The organism is Commensalibacter nepenthis (genome assembly GCF_029953305.1).
Lineage (GTDB): Bacteria > Pseudomonadota > Alphaproteobacteria > Acetobacterales > Acetobacteraceae > Commensalibacter > Commensalibacter nepenthis.
In genome coordinates this window covers 679,759-696,522 of record NZ_JASBAN010000001.1, presented here as the reverse complement: position 1 = coordinate 696,522, position 16,764 = coordinate 679,759, and the positions used below count along the sequence as shown (strand labels likewise).

Genomic DNA, 16,764 nt, shown 5'->3' with positions numbered 1-16,764 from the left:
TGAACGAACACACACTATTTATATATTAAAATATACACAACTGTAACTGTTGGTTGTCCAGATGATCCCTTTATCTATTCATGTTAAACAAGGCTTGGCAAAGTTAGTATTACCATTTTTGTTTGTGATGGCTTGTTTGGTTATGTTAATAGGACAAGCGCAACCCAAGCTGGTAGAAGCAATGCGTTTAAAGGTGACAGATTTTTTGGCTCCTGGATATGCTTTAATAGAAGAGCCTTTTAATTTTATATATAATTTTGCACATAGTTTCAAAGATCTTCAAAATTTATCATCAGATAATAAAAAATTAAAAGAAGAAAATATACAGCTTCGACGTTGGTACCATGTTGCAATGGGACTGAGCGAAGAAAATATGAAGTTAAAAAATCAATTACATTGGATACCAGATCCCAAATTATCTTTTGTAACAACGCGTGTTGTCGCGGATGTAAGTGGGGTATATCACAAAGCAATTTTGGTTGTGCTGGGTGAAGATCACGCCGTAAGTCCTGGTCAAGTTGCACTGGATGGATTTGGATTAATTGGCAGGGTTACCGAGGTTGGGAATAGATCAGCGCGGATATTGTTAATCAATGACGATTCTAGTCGTATCCCGATACGTTTATCTAACTCTCATGCTCAAGCGATTATGGCGGGGGATAACAGTTTGTACCCAAGGCTTATTTTCTATCCAGAAGATAAGCATCCTATTGAAGGAGAAAAAGTAGTAACTGAGGGGCAGGGCGATACCTTGCCTGCGGGGATCCCTATTGGATACGTGCATTATTTAAAAAAAGGACAACCTGTTGTTATTCCTTATTTACCCTTAGATCACCTTAGAATTGTCAGAATTGTGGATTATGGGAATAAAGAGGTTACCCCTCCAGATGCACCAGGCAGAATTATGCCTTCTAATAAAAAAGTAAGGCAAGGACCTGTTGCCAGCCCAACAATGCTGGAACATAATGAATAATGATAAAGAAAGATAATACACATAGTATAAATGATCGGAAAAGCCCTGGTATACGACCAGCATTTAATAGGTTCCAACGTATTGATATGTTGGTTCGTTCATTTGTACCGATGCTTTTTTCAATTTTTATGATATTATTTTTATCGATACCTTTTGATATTCCTGGCAGGAATGAGTTATTGCCAGCTATTATCGTTTCTTCTGTTTATTTTTGGTCTATTTATCGACCGAAATCAATGCCTGCTATTGGGGTGTTTTTTCTGGGGTTACTCATTGATCTTTTAAATTTTACCCCGCCGGGAATAGTAATTCTAATATTGTTGATTGTTTATGGCATAGGCGTGACGCAACGTTTTCGTTTGGTTAAATATAATTTTTTAGTAATTTGGTTGATTTTTACTTTTGCTGCAACGGGGGTGTTTGTGTTGCAATGGATTTTAATATCTGCATTCAGTTTAAAAATCGTGCCTTATTATTCATTTTTGTTTGAAATTATTTTTGCAATTGGCATTTATCCATTGTTATCCGTTTTATTTACGTGGGCTCATCAGACGATTGCAAATCCTGCGAAAGTGTAAGTTTTACAGTTGAAATGAAAAAAAAGAAGCCCTATCGCGGTAGTAAACAAGAACAACAAGATGTCCATTCATCGCGCCGTGTATTCACACGCAGAGCCTTGTTGTTGATTGCAACGCAAACAGGAATTTTATCTTTACTTGCCAGCCGTCTTTATAAGTTACAAATTACTGATGGCGATAAATATATCAAAATGGCTAAAAATAATTTGATAAGTAGGCGGCTGTTATCTCCTCCCAGAGGCAGTATTTATGATCGTTATGGAGATGTGCTTGCGAACAATAAAATTAGTTGGCGAGCATTATTAATACCCGAAGAAACAAGCGATTTATCGGATGTGATTGAACGTTTTAGTCAATTAATTACGTTGGATGAACATGATTATGCCCGTATACAATGGGCGGTCGATCATCAAAGACGTTTTATTCCCATTATGTTAAAAGATTTTTTATCTTGGGATGAAATGGCGTTGATCGAGGTTAACTCTCCAACTTTGCCTGGTGTATTGATTGATACGGGGACAAAGCGTGTTTACCCAACGGGTCCGTTATTGGCACATCTAGTGGGATATGTTGCCCCTCCTAATGAAAAAGACGTGGCTGCCAATTCATTTTTGGCGTTACCAGGAATACGTGTCGGTCGGGCAGGTATTGAAAAAACGCAAGATGACGTGTTGCAGGGAAAAGCTGGAGAAGTAGAAGTAGAAGTTGATTCTGTCGGTCGTATTATTACGACGCTTGGCAGAAAGGAAAGTTTGCAAGGGCAAGATATTCAACTAACCGTTGATATGCAACTACAACAGGACGTTGTCAATTTAGTGGGCGAGGAATCTGCCAGTGCTGTTGTGTTAAATTGTCAAAATGGTGAAGTAATGGCTATGGTCAGTAACCCATCTTTTGATCCGTCTTTGTTTGATAGTGGGGTCAGCCATGCACAATGGAAAGCATGGATGAATGATGAACGGAATCCTTTGATGGACAAGGCAGTCGCTGGATTGTATCCTCCTGGGTCAACATTTAAACCAGCTGTTGGTTTAGGAGCTTTGGAAGCGGGAACCATCAATGAAAATGTTCGCATTAATTGTCCTGGTTATTATGATTATGGTGGCACACGTTTCCATTGTTGGAACAAATATGGTCACGGGTCTTTGAATCTTCATGAAGCATTAAAATATTCTTGTGACGTGTATTTTTATGAAGTGGCGCGTCGCACAGGCATGGAAGCAATTCATAAGACTTGTCAAAAACTAGGGCTGGGTGTTTCTTTGCCAATTGAATTAACCCATGTCAAAGCTGGGTTAATTCCAACACCAGCATGGCGTGAAAAGCATGGGCATCATTGGAATATTGGGGATACGATTGTCAGTGGGATTGGGCAAGGGTTTGTGCATGTTTCGCCTTTACAATTAGCAACATATGCTTCCCGTATGGCAACGGGGAAAGTGATTAATCCGCACTTAGTTCGTGCAAGAGACCATAGCCTTGTTCCAGAAGCAAATCCTGATTTTTGGAAAACAATTGATATTAAACCAGAATTTTTAAAAATGGTGCGTTCTGGAATGTATGCGGTTGTTAATGAACCCAGAGGGTCTGGGGCAAAAGCGAAAATTAATTATAATGGTATATTGTTAGCTGGAAAAACAGGAACGGCTCAGGTCAAAAGAGTATCAAGGGCATTGCGTGAAAGTGGGCATTTTAACTCTGCGAATTTACCTTGGAAATATCGCCCTCATGCGTTATTTATTTGTTTTGCGCCTTATGACAATCCACAATATGCGATTTCTGTTGTGGTCGAACATGGGAATGCTGCGGCTTCTGTTGCTGCCCCTTTGGCGAAAAATATTATGTTAAAAACGCTGCAACGAGATCCTGCAAATAAAGCGAAAAGAACAGATTATACTCAACCAGAAGAACAAGAAGATACAAAACAGCCAAAATCTTCAGATCAATGAATATTGATACGCTTTATCTAATTTCTTTATTATAGAGTGAAATAAATGGTTTTTGAAAAACGTTTACTAAGAGCAGAGCCAAATCTGAAGATATTAGGGAAATTATGGCGTATTAATTGGTTATATGTTGGGCTGATTTGTTTGTTGGCAGGTGTTGGCTATATTGCGCTTTATTCGGCTGCGGGTGGTGCGGACTATCCGTATGCTCGTCCACAGATGATGCGTTTTGCCGTGGGGTTTATTGTGATGATCTCGGTAGCCGTAACGCCTTTAAGGTTTTTGGCGAAACTCGCGTGGCCTTTATATGGCGTGGGGATTGCGTTGTTATTAGCGGTTTTGCATATGGGGCATGTGGGCAAAGGTGCAGAACGTTGGATTGTGATTGGTGGTATTGCTTTACAACCATCGGAGTTAATGAAAATTGGGTTGGTTTTATTACTGGCAACTTGGTTTCATAAAATCAGCTGGAAGCAAATGGGGAATCCTTTACGGTTGATTATTCCAGCATTTTTAGTATTGCTTCCCGTTGTTTTAATTTTAAAAGAGCCCAATTTAGGAACCGCTGTCATTGTGGGGTGTATTGGAGCATCTATTTTTTTTGCTGCTGGAATGCGTTTATGGTTAATTCTTTTATTGGTTTGTCCTATACCTTTTGCGTTTGAGTTTATTTATAATCATTTACATGATTATCAAAAAGCAAGAATTACAACATTCCTACATCCAGAAAATGATCCGTTAGGAGCAGGATATAATATTATTCAATCTAAGATTGCTTTGGGGTCTGGTGGAATGTGGGGTCAGGGTTTTTTACATGGAACCCAAGCACAACTCAATTTCCTACCTGAAAAACAGACTGATTTTATTTTTACCATGCTATCAGAGGAATGGGGATTTGTCGGTGGTATTTGTATTATTGGGTTACTATTATTGATTATTCTAGGTGGAATGATTTTTGCGATCCGTTCCAAGAATCAATTTGGGCGTTTGTTAGCATTGGGACTAACAATGAATTTTTTCTTTTACTGTGCAGTTAATCTTTCAATGGTGATGGGGGCTATTCCTGTTGGGGGTGTGCCATTACCAATGGTGTCTTATGGTGGGTCGGCGATGTTGACAGTGATGTTCGGGTTTGGATTATTATTGTCGGTGCAAGTTCATAGGGATTCGACTTTTGGTATGGAAAAAAAGAGCAAAGAGTAATCAAAGTGCCAAATATATTGCCACCGACGCCAGCAGTAAATGTTGCTTATAAACAAAGTCTCTATCAAGCTGGATCAGTGATGACCAGAATTGATCAATATCCTGAGGGTATTCCTCATAAATTACACAAATCAACTTTAATTATGTTGAGTGCATACAATCCTGGAGGACGATTAAGACCCTTGGGGTGGAATATAAAAATGATGCGAAGGTTGGAACAAGAAATAAAGCAATATGAATATTTTATGGGGAAAGGGTCTTTAAAAGAGGTTTCAGAACCTCTTTTTATGGTTGTGATCTCTTTGTCAAAGGCATTGGTTTTAGCTAGAAAATTTCGTCAGAATGCGATTGTATTGATACGTTATCAACGTTTGTCAAAACTGATTTTTCTAGCTTAATAATCAATTAGAACATCATCATAATTGCAAATTGAGGTTGGACAAAATCATTCGTGTTATGTCCGTTGACGGTCAATGCTGTTCCTACAATGGCTCCGATCGTTGGTGACCAATTATATTCAATAGCAGGTGCGAGTTGAATATCATGAGATGCCCCAGTGATATGGCGATTATAAATAGCATTTTTATCGATGCCTCGCATTCTGGTGCCTCGAGCCCAGTCATAAACGAAATCAAATGAAAATAACCATTCTTTATTAAAACCGTACTCAACAGAAAAGCCAGTATTACCAAATAATCCAGGTCTAGCGTTTCCTTTATATCCTAAGGAAGTGCCATAATTGCTAATATTTTTAATATCAGCGGAATTTAACGGTTGTCTGCCAACTCCCCAAACACGAATACGTAATGCTCGGTTGAATATTTTATAAGCAGCCTGAGACTGTAACCCAAAACGGACAGCGTATGTTCCATTACCAACACCATCCAATGTGCGTCCTAGATTAGAGTAATTGCCAGTTGGAAAAGTCATTCCTAAGATCGTTGTTAAACTGGGGATGTATTTTGGGTTATTTTGATCGATCCAGCGATATTGTAATTCAATAGGTAAATCTCCAAAATGTAAACTGCTGGCGGTGGTTCGTCCATTCCATGCATATCGGATCTGAGGAGTGCTTTGAACAGAAAAATGATTGGTAACAGCGTATTTAATCAAAGTAAAATTAATAAAATTATCTGTTCTGTTTCTATTATTTTGCACGCTGCCATTTGATAGATATTTACCACGACTGATTGTTATTTGGGCATAAGGTTCTATAGCCAATGAGCCTGCTTTTGCCATAGCACCAGATGGAGATAGTAAAGAGCCAGTATAACGTTGCTCGCTCAAAATATCAGTGGTTTGCTGAGAAGGGGCAGTCACTTGAGCATAGGCATGTGTCAGGATTGTATAAAGAGCGATACAAAGAATTTGAACATATATTACATAGCGATATTTGTGGATAGATATCATATAAAGTCCCTGGTAATTAATAATTTTAGAAGAATTAAATTCTTACTTGATATAATCAACAAACAAATATTTATCTATAATTATTCAAGCAGAGCTGAAATAACATTTTAATGATTGATATAAATACAATTCAAGAAAGGCCATTGATATGCATCATGACCTTTTTTTGATATCTAAAAATTAAAACGCAAAGTTTATAGCGAACTGTGGTTGTACAAAATCATTTGTGTTATGTCCATCGACGGTCAATGCGACCCCAACAATGGCACCAATTGTGGGTGTCCAGTTATACTCAACTGCTGGTGCAACTTGAATATCATGTGATGCCGCAGATACATAGCGTTCAAACGGACCATTTGTATAAGCACCTCTCATGCGAGTGCCCTTTGCCCAATCATATTGGAAGTCAAAAGCAAGAACCCATTCTTTTGTAATTCCGTATTCCAGAGAGAATCCCCAGTTTCCAAATAAACCAGATTTAGCATTCCCTTTATATCCAATATCAGTACCGTAACTGCTAATTCCGCGAATATCGGCAGATGAAAGGGGTTTTCTAGCAACTCCCCATAACCGAACACGTAAAGCATGATTATTGATATTATAAGCAGCCTGTGATTGTGCGCCAAAGCGTAATGCATAGGAACCACTTCCCGCTGCGTCAAGTGCTCTTCCTAGATTGGTATAATCTCCAGTTGGAAAATTCATACCTAAGTAAGTTGTAAAGCTGGGGATATATTTTTTATTATTTTGATCAATCCAACGATATTGTAACTCGACAGGAAGGTCAGAGATATGCACAGTACTGGATGTTGTTCTGCCATTCCAGTAATAATTGATTTGTGGAGTGACTTGAAAACTTAGATTGTTGGTTACACCATACTTAACCATCACAAAACTATCTGCAGAATCCGTTCGATATTTATTACTCCTAACGCGGCCATCTGGTAAATAAGCACCACGACTGATAGTTGACTGGAAATATGGCTCGATTGCTAATGCACCTGCTTGCGTGATGGCTCCTGAGGGAGAGAGCAAAGAACCTGTGTATCGTTGAATATCAAGAATACTGACGCTGTCATCATGGTGTTCAGGAGGTAACGGTTGTGTTAATTTAGCGTAGCTGCTTGGTGCTAATGCGCATAAAAAACCCATAGATAAAAAAGAAATTTTGAATTTTTGAGTATAATTCGACGATAATATTTGTGAGGGGTCTTTAAATAAAAAACGCATCAGCCTGTCTCCAAAAAATGGGGAAAAAAATAAGGTTGAAACGATGAGCAATCGTTAAATAGTGAAGAATATCTATCAAGCTAATGAATATGAAACAAAAATACCATATGAAAAAAACACATAGATTCTATTTTTCTCAGCTTGTGTGAATATACAACACAATATTATCTATTATATTAATTTATGGGGATGTATATACCTATTTATATCAAAATAATGTGTATTTTTTTTCAATAATTAGTTATCAGCATCTTTTGGACGATGCCCAACCGTGGCAATAATATTGATTATTCGTTTATTACGCTTGATTTGTAATTCTATTTTTGAACCTGGATGCGCCATGGCAACGGTTTTCATAAAAGTACGAACCGTATCAACATGTTGTGAGTTAATCATTTCTATACGATCCCCAACTTTGATCTTTGCATCATAAGCAGGACCCTTGGCATCAATATCAACAATGCGCACGCCATCATGTCTGTCATTATCACCCAAAGTAACTCCAAGCCATCCACGATCAATAAATCCTGTTTTACAAAGCTGGGTAACGATTGGAGCAACAATTTCAGAGGGAATACCAAAACCAATTCCGACAGAGCTGCCCGTTGGGGAAACGATTGCTGTATTAAGCGCGATAACTTGTCCTGCCAGATTAAAAGAAGGTCCGCCCGAATTGCCAGGATTCATGGGAGCATCAAGTTGTAAAAAATCATCAAATGGACCTGATCCAATATCTCTGCCTCGCGCAGAAACAATTCCAGCTGTGACAGAGGAACCTAATCCAAAAGGGTTTCCTGTGGTTAAGATCCAATCGCCCACTTCTACCTTTTTGCTGTCTCCCCATTTGACATAGGGTAAAGGATGGGGGGCATTAATCTTAATCACGGCAATATCTGTCAAAGAGTCATTTCCGATAACCGAAGCAGGAAATTGTGTTCCATCTTGTAAAGACACGGTAATATCGGTTGAATCACCGATGACATGTGTATTGGTCACAATAATTCCGCTGGGGTCAACAATAAAACCTGAACCTGCTTCTGTTATTTTTTGCTGTTGTTGATGTTGTCTTTGTCTGAATTCTTTTTCTAAGGGTGTTCCTCTGACTGAAGGAGGAATAACAATTTTTTTGGGGTGTTTAATAGGAACATTTTGAGAAACAGCAATATTAACAACCGCTGGAACAACTTTTTTTACCAAAGGGGAAAAGGTTAAAGGACCATACTCCACTAATAATGGTGAGGTCTTTGCTAATTCATCAGAAGGAATATGTTTTTCAGGAGCAGGAGCAGGAGCAGGAGCAGGAGCAGGAGCAGGAGCAGGAGCAGGAGCAGTGCTTTGCTTGACAATGTTGGTGTTTGCCTCTTGTTCCTGTGCGTCGGCAGAACGCATATATAATGCAGTCAGAATGCTTGCTGCTCCTATCAATAAGATAGTTTTATAAGCTATATGAGAATGAGGAATTGATGTTAATTTAAACATTTTCATTAGGATTTTTGCTTTATTACAGAAGAAATGCTTCCTGGGTTTTCTGGCCAGTGATGTTTTGGATACCGTCCTTTCATATCTTTTCTCATATCTTTCCATCCTTCGTTCCAAAAACTGTGTAGATCACTGGTAATCGCTTGTGGACGATTAGCAGGAGATAATAAACAACATTGTAATGTAATTTCCCCGTTGGCAATGCAGGGAGTGCTATTTATACCATAAAAATATTTTGCAGGTGCAGAAATTGTAGGTCTTGATTGTGTATAATCAATATAAATTTTATGAGTATTCAATAATATGAATTTAGGTAAGAGCTTGTTCAGTTCCTGACAGATTATATATCCCAGATAGGCTTCTAGCATTTCTGAGACATTGAGTTGCTTTACTTCTGTAAGATTAGTAATGCCATTCATCCAAGGTAAAAGCCATTCTTCACATGTTTTCACCAAGGCTTCATTGGATAAATTGGGTAAAGCTGAAAAGCCGAAATCAGATTGAGCAAGCCTATATCTGGCTTGTAACTGTTTGCTTTGTTCATTCCAATCAAGGGCCTTTGATAAATTATTGGCAATATAGTGTAGCAAGACAGGCACAGCTTCTTTCGTTGAAGCAGGAACATTGCGGTCTTGTAAAGTTAGTCTGCCAAATTTAAGACGTTCCCGTAGGATGACTTTGCCACTGATGCTGTCTAATGTCGTTTCTTGTTCAATTTCAGAGCGCTGTTCGATTAAATGCGATAATGCTTGTAATTGGACGGGGAAAGCCAAGCAAATATTAGTGCGCTTATTCACGTGAACACTTGCAACCGCCAGCAGGCTTTCTTTGGCAAAAGGATCTTGAGGGGATAGGTGGGCTGCACCGCCGCCAGCCAATCGAAAAGACCCAATTTCACTTCGTCTTTGAGCCAAACGATCAGGAAACCCAGCACAAATAAGCAAAGATGGGTTAAGTGCAGGGGGTTGAGTGGCAGAGATACGTAATCTGTTACGGTAATCTTGACTGATCTTACGAATGCGATGCCATAACTCTTGGTCATTTTTTGAAGTGGGTTGTTGACGCATCCATTTTAAACGAGACAGAATATCAACAGATGCAGGTTCCTCGTGACGCAAAGGGTCTCGTTCTTCCAAAAGTGCAGAGATATCAGCAGCCAAGGCTTTTTCCTCGTTTGATTGTGCGCTTAACATCATGCTGGCCAATCGGGGATGGGCGCCAAATTGTGCAACTTTTTGACCAAAATCAGTAATGTGCCCTTTAGAATTTAAGCATCCTAAAAGAGTTAAAAGTTCTTTAGCAGCTTTTAACACCCCAACAGAAGGCTTGTCAGGGAATGGAAGTTCTGAGATGTTTGTTCCCATAATATCTGACCATGTTTGACAGACAAGTAAAAACTCGCTGAGCTCAGCTTCGAGTATTTCAGGGCGATCATGTAAAGCTAGGCTGCGTTCTGTAGCAGCCGTCCATAATTTATACACAACACCTGCGTCTTCACGTCCAGCACGTCCAGCACGCTGTGTTGCGGCGGCTTTGGAAATTCGTTGTGTTTGCAGTCGTGTTAATCCTGTATCTGCGTTCAGTTGTGGTAATCTGCGATAGCCACCATCAATAACAATGCGCACGCCTGGAACGGTCAAAGAGGTTTCGGCAATAGAAGTGGCTAACACAATACGTCGTGGTGTTTGTGGCGTTACGGGTCGCAAGACCTTATCTTGTTCTGTTGCTGGTAAATCGCCGTAAAGAGGAAGAATTTCAGCATTAGGAAGGTTTAATAAACCAATTGTTTTATGGATTTCCCCAGTACCAGGTAAAAAGGCAAGAATATTTCCTTTTTCTTCTCGATAAGCTTCAGTAATCTGTGCCGCCATGACAGAGGGAAGCTCTCTGATATGGGTTAAATCTCTTTTACGATGATGTGTTGTAATAGTATAATATGCAGTCTTGCTTTCAATAATATCGCATTGCAGAATCTCTTGAAGATTTTTCAATGAAGGTGTTGCGGACATAGCAATAAGGTGTAGATCGGGGCGTAGATTTTGTTGTAAATTACGACATAGTCCTAAACATAAATCGGCGTCTAGTGAACGTTCATGGATTTCATCAAATAGAATGCCTGCCACATCCTCTAAAAGAGGATTGTTTAATAAATGTCGTAAAAATAACCCTTGAGTAACCACTTCGATTTCCGTATTGGCACTGATGGCTTTGTCCATACGGGTTCGATAGCCGATTTTTTGCCCAATCTCTTCGTTTAATAGAAGGGACATTTGCCTTGCTGCTGCTCGCGTTGCAATACGGCGAGGCTCTAGCATAATTAGTTTCTTGCCTCGTTTCCAAGGTGCATCCAATAAAGCCAAAGGAACAAGGCTTGTTTTCCCAGTGCCAGGCGGGGCAACCAAGATCACATTCGAATGTTGATTCAAATATTCGTAGACTTCTGGCAGAGTGTGTTGGATAGGTAGCGAAATATTTGATATACTAAACATAGAATTCGTGAAGGTAAAATATTGAGAAGAAATTTTATAACGGATTTATCTTTATCTTCTTATATAAAAGACAAAATATTATTTATCAAAGGATAGTTTCATTGCGTGCGTGGTTATTGTTTTTTCTTTTGGTTATTGGATTAATAACCCTAAGTCCATATTCTATTTTAGCCAAAGAAACTAATGCAGTCATTAATAAACACGATCAAACGACTATTCTATCAGACAGCGACACTTATGATGGGCGTAAAGAGTTAACATTAGGGTTACGAATAAAATTAGATCCTAAATGGCATACTTATTGGATTAATCCTGGTGATGCGGGCGAGCCTGCATCCGTTTTTGTTACAGTGAATGATGATCCTAAAGCACAGGAAGGTAAAATTGAATGGCCTTCTCCAGAACCATTATCTGAAAATGGCTTAATGTCTTATATTTATAAAGGGGACGTGATTTTACCTTTCAAAATGTCTGTGCCTCAAGATCAGATGAATAAATCTTTAAAATTGAAACTAAAAGCCAGATGGTTGGTTTGTGCTGATGTTTGTATTCCAGAAGAGGGTGAGTTTGCTTTGGAGTTACCTCAAGGTAAAGCATCGGAATCAAAAGAGGCTGTTTTAATACAACAGGCTTTATCCCAAAAACCTCAACCCAGCCCCTGGGATGTGCATATTACGCCTATTGGGGAGTTGTGGATTCAAAATGGTAAAATCAATCCATTGCACATGACACATGCGTGGTTCATGCCGGAAAAAAGCGGTATGATCGATCAAGTAGCACCACAAACAGTGATGATTAAACCAGGGTTGTTAACGCTTGGTTTAAAACCGCTTCATCAGCTTGATGCTTCAAAGCCACTTGGTGGAATTCTAGCCATACAAGATGAGCATCAAAAAATTAAGCATTTTTCTGTTCAAGCCTCGGTGGCTTCTTTACCTACATCAGCAAAACAACCAACAGGTCTATTCATTTTGATTGGCAGTGCTTTTCTGGGTGGGATTTTGTTAAATCTGATGCCTTGTGTTTTTCCTGTCATTGCTATGAAATTGTTATCGCTCAGCCGCATCGGTCAAGATCATATTACGATGCGTTATAAAAGCAGTTTTGCTTATACAGCAGGGATATTATGCAGTTTCGTCGCGATGGCGCTTGCTTTTGTTGGTTTGCGTTGGATCGGATCTCAATTCGGATGGGGGTTTCAATTCCAATCGGTGGGATTTGTGGTCTTATTATGCTGGCTTTTATTTGTAATTGCTTTGAATTTTCTTGGCGTATTTAATGTTCAATTATCCTTAAATAGTGTTAGTTTAAATAATAAAACTATTGGGTATATTTCTGATTTCTTTACTGGATTATTGGCAGTGTTGGTTGCAACGCCTTGCACAGCACCCTTTATGGGCATTGCGATTGCGGGGGCTTTAAATGCACCGTTATGGATCAGCATTTTAATTTTTATTGGTATGGGACTGGGGTTGGCTCTGCCTTATGTTCTATTTGCCTGTATTCCTTCTTTTGCTCGAATTTTGCCTCGTCCAGGATTATGGATGGATATTCTCAAGCAATTCTTGGCATTTCCGTTATTGCTCAGTTGTTTATGGTTGGCTTGGGTCGTGTATCAACATCAACAACCAATGAGTTTTTTGATACTATTAACGGGATTTGTTGGACTAGGATTTATAGCTTGGGGGATTGGATTAATCCAACAATTGTATATGCAAGGAACCTATCGTATTTTTCGTAATTTCATTGGCGTGCTGATTTTATTGATTATTGGTTTATTAGGCGGTGGTTTTTATTTCTTTGTTCATGATGATCCAACACTATCCATTGCAAGTATCAAAGAGGATGCAATACCGTTTTCGGAACAAAAACTGGAGGAACTTCGTAGAGAACATAAGCCTGTGTTTATCAATATGACGGCTTCTTGGTGTCTAACCTGTATGGTGAATGATAAAGTCGCTTTGTCTTCTGAAAAAGTTCAAAAAGCATTTAAAAATCATCATATTACCTATATGGTTGGGGACTGGACGCAATATGATAAATCGATTGGTGATTTCTTAAAAGCACATGGGCGAGAAGGAGTACCGTTATATATTTATTATCCAGCCGAGGGTAAACCAAAGATATTGCCACAGATTTTGACACCTCAAATTGTTATAGATTATCTATTTGATCCTAAACGATAGAGTAATGCAAGATTATTAATATAATTAATACCGTATACTAGGGAAAAAGATGAGAATTAACATTCCTACATTTTAGAAACGATATGTAAGGTTTACATAGAAGACGAACAGTTGGAAAAACCTAAAAACTTAGATCTAAAATCAGTTTTCGAAATTGTTAGAAATGATTTAAATTTTTAATCTCAAAATATAGAGGATCATGATTTAAAACAAATTTTATCAGGGCTTATTTCTGTCGTACAAGGTATATCCAGTCTTAGAACACATTCAAGTTCAGCACATGGTCAAGGTAAAAAAACATATAAATTAGAGCCTCGTCATGCACGATTAGCTGTACATTCATCTCACATAATAGCATTATTTATACTTGAAACGTGGGATAAGAAAAAACATGAGATCAATTCCTACATTTAAATAATTTAATATTTAAATGCTTTAGTTCAATTACAAAAAAGAGCATAATTACTTATCGATATGATTATATTTAAATTATATAAAGGATTAGTCAGATGGAAGTCGGGTTATTTATCCCATGTTATATGGACGCTTTGGAACCAGAGGTAGGGATATCGACCTTAAAGTTGCTTGAGCGTTTTGATGTTAATGTAACCTATCCATTTGATCAAACTTGCTGTGGGCAGCCTATGACGAATACAGGATGTCATAAAGAGGCTGAGGAAACAGAAAAATTATTTGTTAAAAATTTCTCAAGTTTTGATTATATCGTAATGCCTTCAGGAAGCTGCACTAACCAAGTACGCCATCATTTTGATGCGATTCAGCAAACAGATGAAGTTTTACATGTTCGTAAAAATACTTATGATTTAGTTGAGTTCTTGCATGATATTTTAAAGGTAGCTTCTTTTCCTTGGGCAAATTTTTCTCATAAAGTGGCGATTCATTATAATTGCAATGCACTACGTGGGTTGCGTCATGCCAGTATGTCTGAACGTAGAGAACCTTTTTTCTCTAAACCCAAAGATTTATTATCCAAAGTCAAAGGGATTGAATTTGTTGAACTAGAACGCCCTGATGAATGTTGTGGCTTTGGCGGAACTTTTTCTATTTTTGAGGAAGGCGTTTCCGCAAAAATGGGACAGGATAAAGTGATGGATCAACATCGCAGTGGTGCGGAATATGTTGTTTCTGCGGATAGCTCTTGTTTAATGCATCAAAAGGGGTGTGCAATGAGAATGGGTGTTGATTTAAAATATGCTCATATTGCGCAAATCTTAAATGGAGATTTATCATGAGTGATTTACAACAAGAAATTCAGCCCAAAGGTGCTAAAATCAAAGGGAATAAACCGGTTAATCAATTAGAGGCAGCTAATCGTTTTATTGCAGCCTCTGCGCATCAGCAAATGCACGACCAACGTTTATGGGATTTGCGTAAGAAGCGTGATGCACAGATGCATTTGATCCCTGAATGGGAAGAGCTGAGAGACTTAGCCTCTGATATTAAATCCCATACTTTAGATCATTTGGCGGATTATTTAGAAGAATTTGAACGTAATGCCAAAGCAAATGGGGTGCATGTGCATTGGGCTAAAGATGCGCAAGAAAGTAACCAGATTATTGCGGGTATTTTAAAAGAGCATGATGCAAAGAATCTTGTTAAAAGCAAATCCATGCTTGGTGAGGAATGTCTGTTACGTCAGCACTTAGAAGAAGAAGGCGTGACAGTTATTGAAACAGATCTTGGGGAACGTATTCAACAGTTGGATAAAGAAGACCCTAGTCATGTTGTTGTGCCCGCAGTGCATAAAAGCAGAACCGATGTTTCCAAGGTCTTTGTGAAAACATTAAACGCCGAAGAAGGCAATAATGACGTTCATTATTTAGCCACAACGCAAAGAGAAACTACCCGCCCTTATATCTTAAACGCTGATGCTGGTATGACAGGGGCGAATTTCCTTGTGGCTGAGACTGGGGCTGTTGTTGTTTGTACCAATGAGGGCAATGCTGATCTTTCGGCGAATACGCCTCCTTTACATATTGTCACGGTGGGGATTGAAAAGATTATCCCTAAAATGGAGCATCTTGCTGTCTTTATCCGTCTTTTGTCCCGTAGTGCTTTGGGATCGCCGATCACTCAATATACCTCGTATTTTAGTGGTCCTCGTAAAGGGGGGGAAATGCATGTGGTGTTGGTGGATAATGGTCGATCAACACGTCTTGCCAGTCATAAATTCAAAGCTGGATTGAAATGTATCCGTTGTGGGGCTTGTATGAATACATGTCCTGTTTTCCGTCGCAGTGGTGGGCTGAGCTATGGCAGTGTTTATGCTGGGCCGATTGGGTTGATTTTAAGCCCGACTTATAATGTTCATAAATATCGTAATCTGCCTTTTGCTTCGACGTTGAATGGCAGTTGCACAAATGTTTGTCCTGTAAAAATTAACTTACACGAGCAAATTTTTGCTTGGCGCGAAACGCTTGCAGAGGAAAAAGAGCTTTCTTTGTCCAAGCGTATTATTATGACTTCGTTGGGCAAATTATTTGCACATCCCAAAGCCTATCGTATGGCAGTTCAAACAGGCGACAAGCTTTTGTCATATTTACCTCATTTCATGGTTTATAATCAGTTGAATACATGGGGAAGGCAACGAGATATACCAACACCTCCTAAAGAAACTTTTCATAGTTGGTATGCAAAAAATTACATGAAGAAAGGAAAGGCTGATGAGTAGTCGTGAATTTATTTTAACTCAAATCCGTCAATCTTGTCATACCGAGCGTTCTGAGGCACCAACAGTTCCTTTCTTTCATCAAGATCCTGCAAATATCGTTGATAAATTTAAGCAATCATTGATTGCAATGGGTGGGCAGATCATTGAAACAGACCCACAAGACCCTTATAAATTTGTTAAAGAAAAAATTGCACAAAGCAAAATTATTTGCTCTGTTGTTCCTGAAATACTAGGCAATAGACATTTAACGGAAACAACTGAGCCTAAAGAGTTGCAAGATATAGATTATGGGGTTTTACGTGCTAGTTTTGGCGTGGCTGAAACAGGTTCGATTTGCTTAACTGAACAGGATTTATTCATTAATACGTTAGGATATTTACCTCAACATTTGATTATATTCCTTGATCCAAAACAAATAGTAGAGAATTTGCACGATGCTTATGCACGTTCAGAATGGAAACAAATTCATTATGCAGCATTACATAGTGGACCCTCAGCGACTGCGGATATCGAAGGCGTATTAATCCGTGGTGCGCAAGGGGTGCGTTCTTTATCTGTGTTATTGATAGAATAGCTTA

Annotated in this window: 14 protein-coding genes; 10 read left to right on the top strand and 4 right to left on the bottom strand. The window is 38.8% G+C overall.

All coding sequences use genetic code 11. From position 1 onward, the window contains the following. The first annotated feature begins 61 nt into the window (after positions 1–61). Genes mreC through QJV33_RS03155 form a run of 5 tightly spaced genes read left to right on the top strand, consistent with a single transcriptional unit; the run spans position 62 to position 5,098 of the window. Entirely contained in the window at positions 62–973 is a 912-nt protein-coding gene (mreC, locus tag QJV33_RS03175; RefSeq protein ID WP_281461962.1) for a rod shape-determining protein MreC, read from the top strand. Further along, positions 973–1,551 (top strand): hypothetical protein, encoded by a 579-nt coding sequence (locus QJV33_RS03170; protein ID WP_281461961.1) that lies wholly within the window; start codon positions 973–975, stop codon positions 1,549–1,551. The genes mreC and QJV33_RS03170 overlap by 1 nt, the downstream gene beginning before the upstream one ends. Positions 1,552–1,565: 14 nt before the next feature. Next, positions 1,566–3,500: a penicillin-binding protein 2 gene (gene mrdA / locus QJV33_RS03165; RefSeq protein ID WP_281461960.1), complete on the top strand. Its 1,935-nt coding sequence runs from the start codon at positions 1,566–1,568 to the stop codon at positions 3,498–3,500. A gap of 45 nt (positions 3,501–3,545) precedes the next feature. Further along, positions 3,546–4,700, top strand: a complete 1,155-nt coding sequence (gene rodA / locus QJV33_RS03160; RefSeq protein WP_281461959.1) for a rod shape-determining protein RodA — start codon at positions 3,546–3,548, stop codon at positions 4,698–4,700. 5 nt (positions 4,701–4,705) lie between these two features. Continuing rightward, the gene (locus QJV33_RS03155) at positions 4,706–5,098 is read left to right on the top strand and encodes a DUF3293 domain-containing protein (protein WP_281461958.1); all 393 of its coding nucleotides are present in this window, start codon (positions 4,706–4,708) and stop codon (positions 5,096–5,098) included. A 7-nt stretch (positions 5,099–5,105) separates the two neighbouring features. On the opposite strand, the gene QJV33_RS03150 is transcribed toward QJV33_RS03155, so the two are convergent. The 4 genes from QJV33_RS03150 to hrpB all read right to left on the bottom strand — a co-directional run bounded on the left by QJV33_RS03150 (position 5,106) and on the right by hrpB (position 11,308). Then, entirely contained in the window at positions 5,106–6,110 is a 1,005-nt protein-coding gene (locus QJV33_RS03150; RefSeq protein ID WP_281461957.1) for a transporter, read from the bottom strand. 180 nt (positions 6,111–6,290) lie between these two features. Beyond that, the gene (locus tag QJV33_RS03145; protein WP_281461956.1) at positions 6,291–7,340 is read right to left on the bottom strand and encodes a transporter; all 1,050 of its coding nucleotides are present in this window, start codon (positions 7,338–7,340) and stop codon (positions 6,291–6,293) included. Between the two features lie 237 nt (positions 7,341–7,577). Continuing rightward, positions 7,578–8,825, bottom strand: a complete 1,248-nt coding sequence (locus tag QJV33_RS03140; RefSeq protein WP_408869646.1) for a S1C family serine protease — start codon at positions 8,823–8,825, stop codon at positions 7,578–7,580. Continuing rightward, entirely contained in the window at positions 8,825–11,308 is a 2,484-nt protein-coding gene (gene hrpB, locus QJV33_RS03135; protein ID WP_281461955.1) for an ATP-dependent helicase HrpB, read from the bottom strand. The genes QJV33_RS03140 and hrpB overlap by 1 nt, the downstream gene beginning before the upstream one ends. Before the next feature lie 101 nt (positions 11,309–11,409). Here hrpB and QJV33_RS03130 point away from each other — a divergent pair, with 101 nt between their 5' ends. From QJV33_RS03130 to QJV33_RS03115, 5 genes are all read left to right on the top strand, one after another. Beyond that, positions 11,410–13,494, top strand: a complete 2,085-nt coding sequence (locus QJV33_RS03130) for a protein-disulfide reductase DsbD family protein (protein WP_281461954.1) — start codon at positions 11,410–11,412, stop codon at positions 13,492–13,494. Positions 13,495–13,683: 189 nt separating this feature from the next. After that, entirely contained in the window at positions 13,684–13,908 is a 225-nt protein-coding gene (locus tag QJV33_RS12005; RefSeq protein WP_408869663.1) for an abortive infection family protein, read from the top strand. Positions 13,909–14,003: 95 nt separating this feature from the next. Next, positions 14,004–14,747 carry a (Fe-S)-binding protein gene (locus QJV33_RS03125; protein ID WP_281461953.1) on the top strand — a complete coding sequence of 248 codons (744 nt, stop codon included), beginning with the start codon at positions 14,004–14,006 and terminating at the stop codon, positions 14,745–14,747. Then, the gene (locus tag QJV33_RS03120; protein ID WP_281461952.1) at positions 14,744–16,186 is read left to right on the top strand and encodes a lactate utilization protein B; all 1,443 of its coding nucleotides are present in this window, start codon (positions 14,744–14,746) and stop codon (positions 16,184–16,186) included. The genes QJV33_RS03125 and QJV33_RS03120 overlap by 4 nt, the downstream gene beginning before the upstream one ends. Further along, positions 16,179–16,760 (top strand): LutC/YkgG family protein, encoded by a 582-nt coding sequence (locus QJV33_RS03115; RefSeq protein ID WP_281461951.1) that lies wholly within the window; start codon positions 16,179–16,181, stop codon positions 16,758–16,760. Before QJV33_RS03120 ends, QJV33_RS03115 begins: the two co-directional genes overlap by 8 nt. The last annotated feature ends 4 nt before the right edge of the window (positions 16,761–16,764 follow it).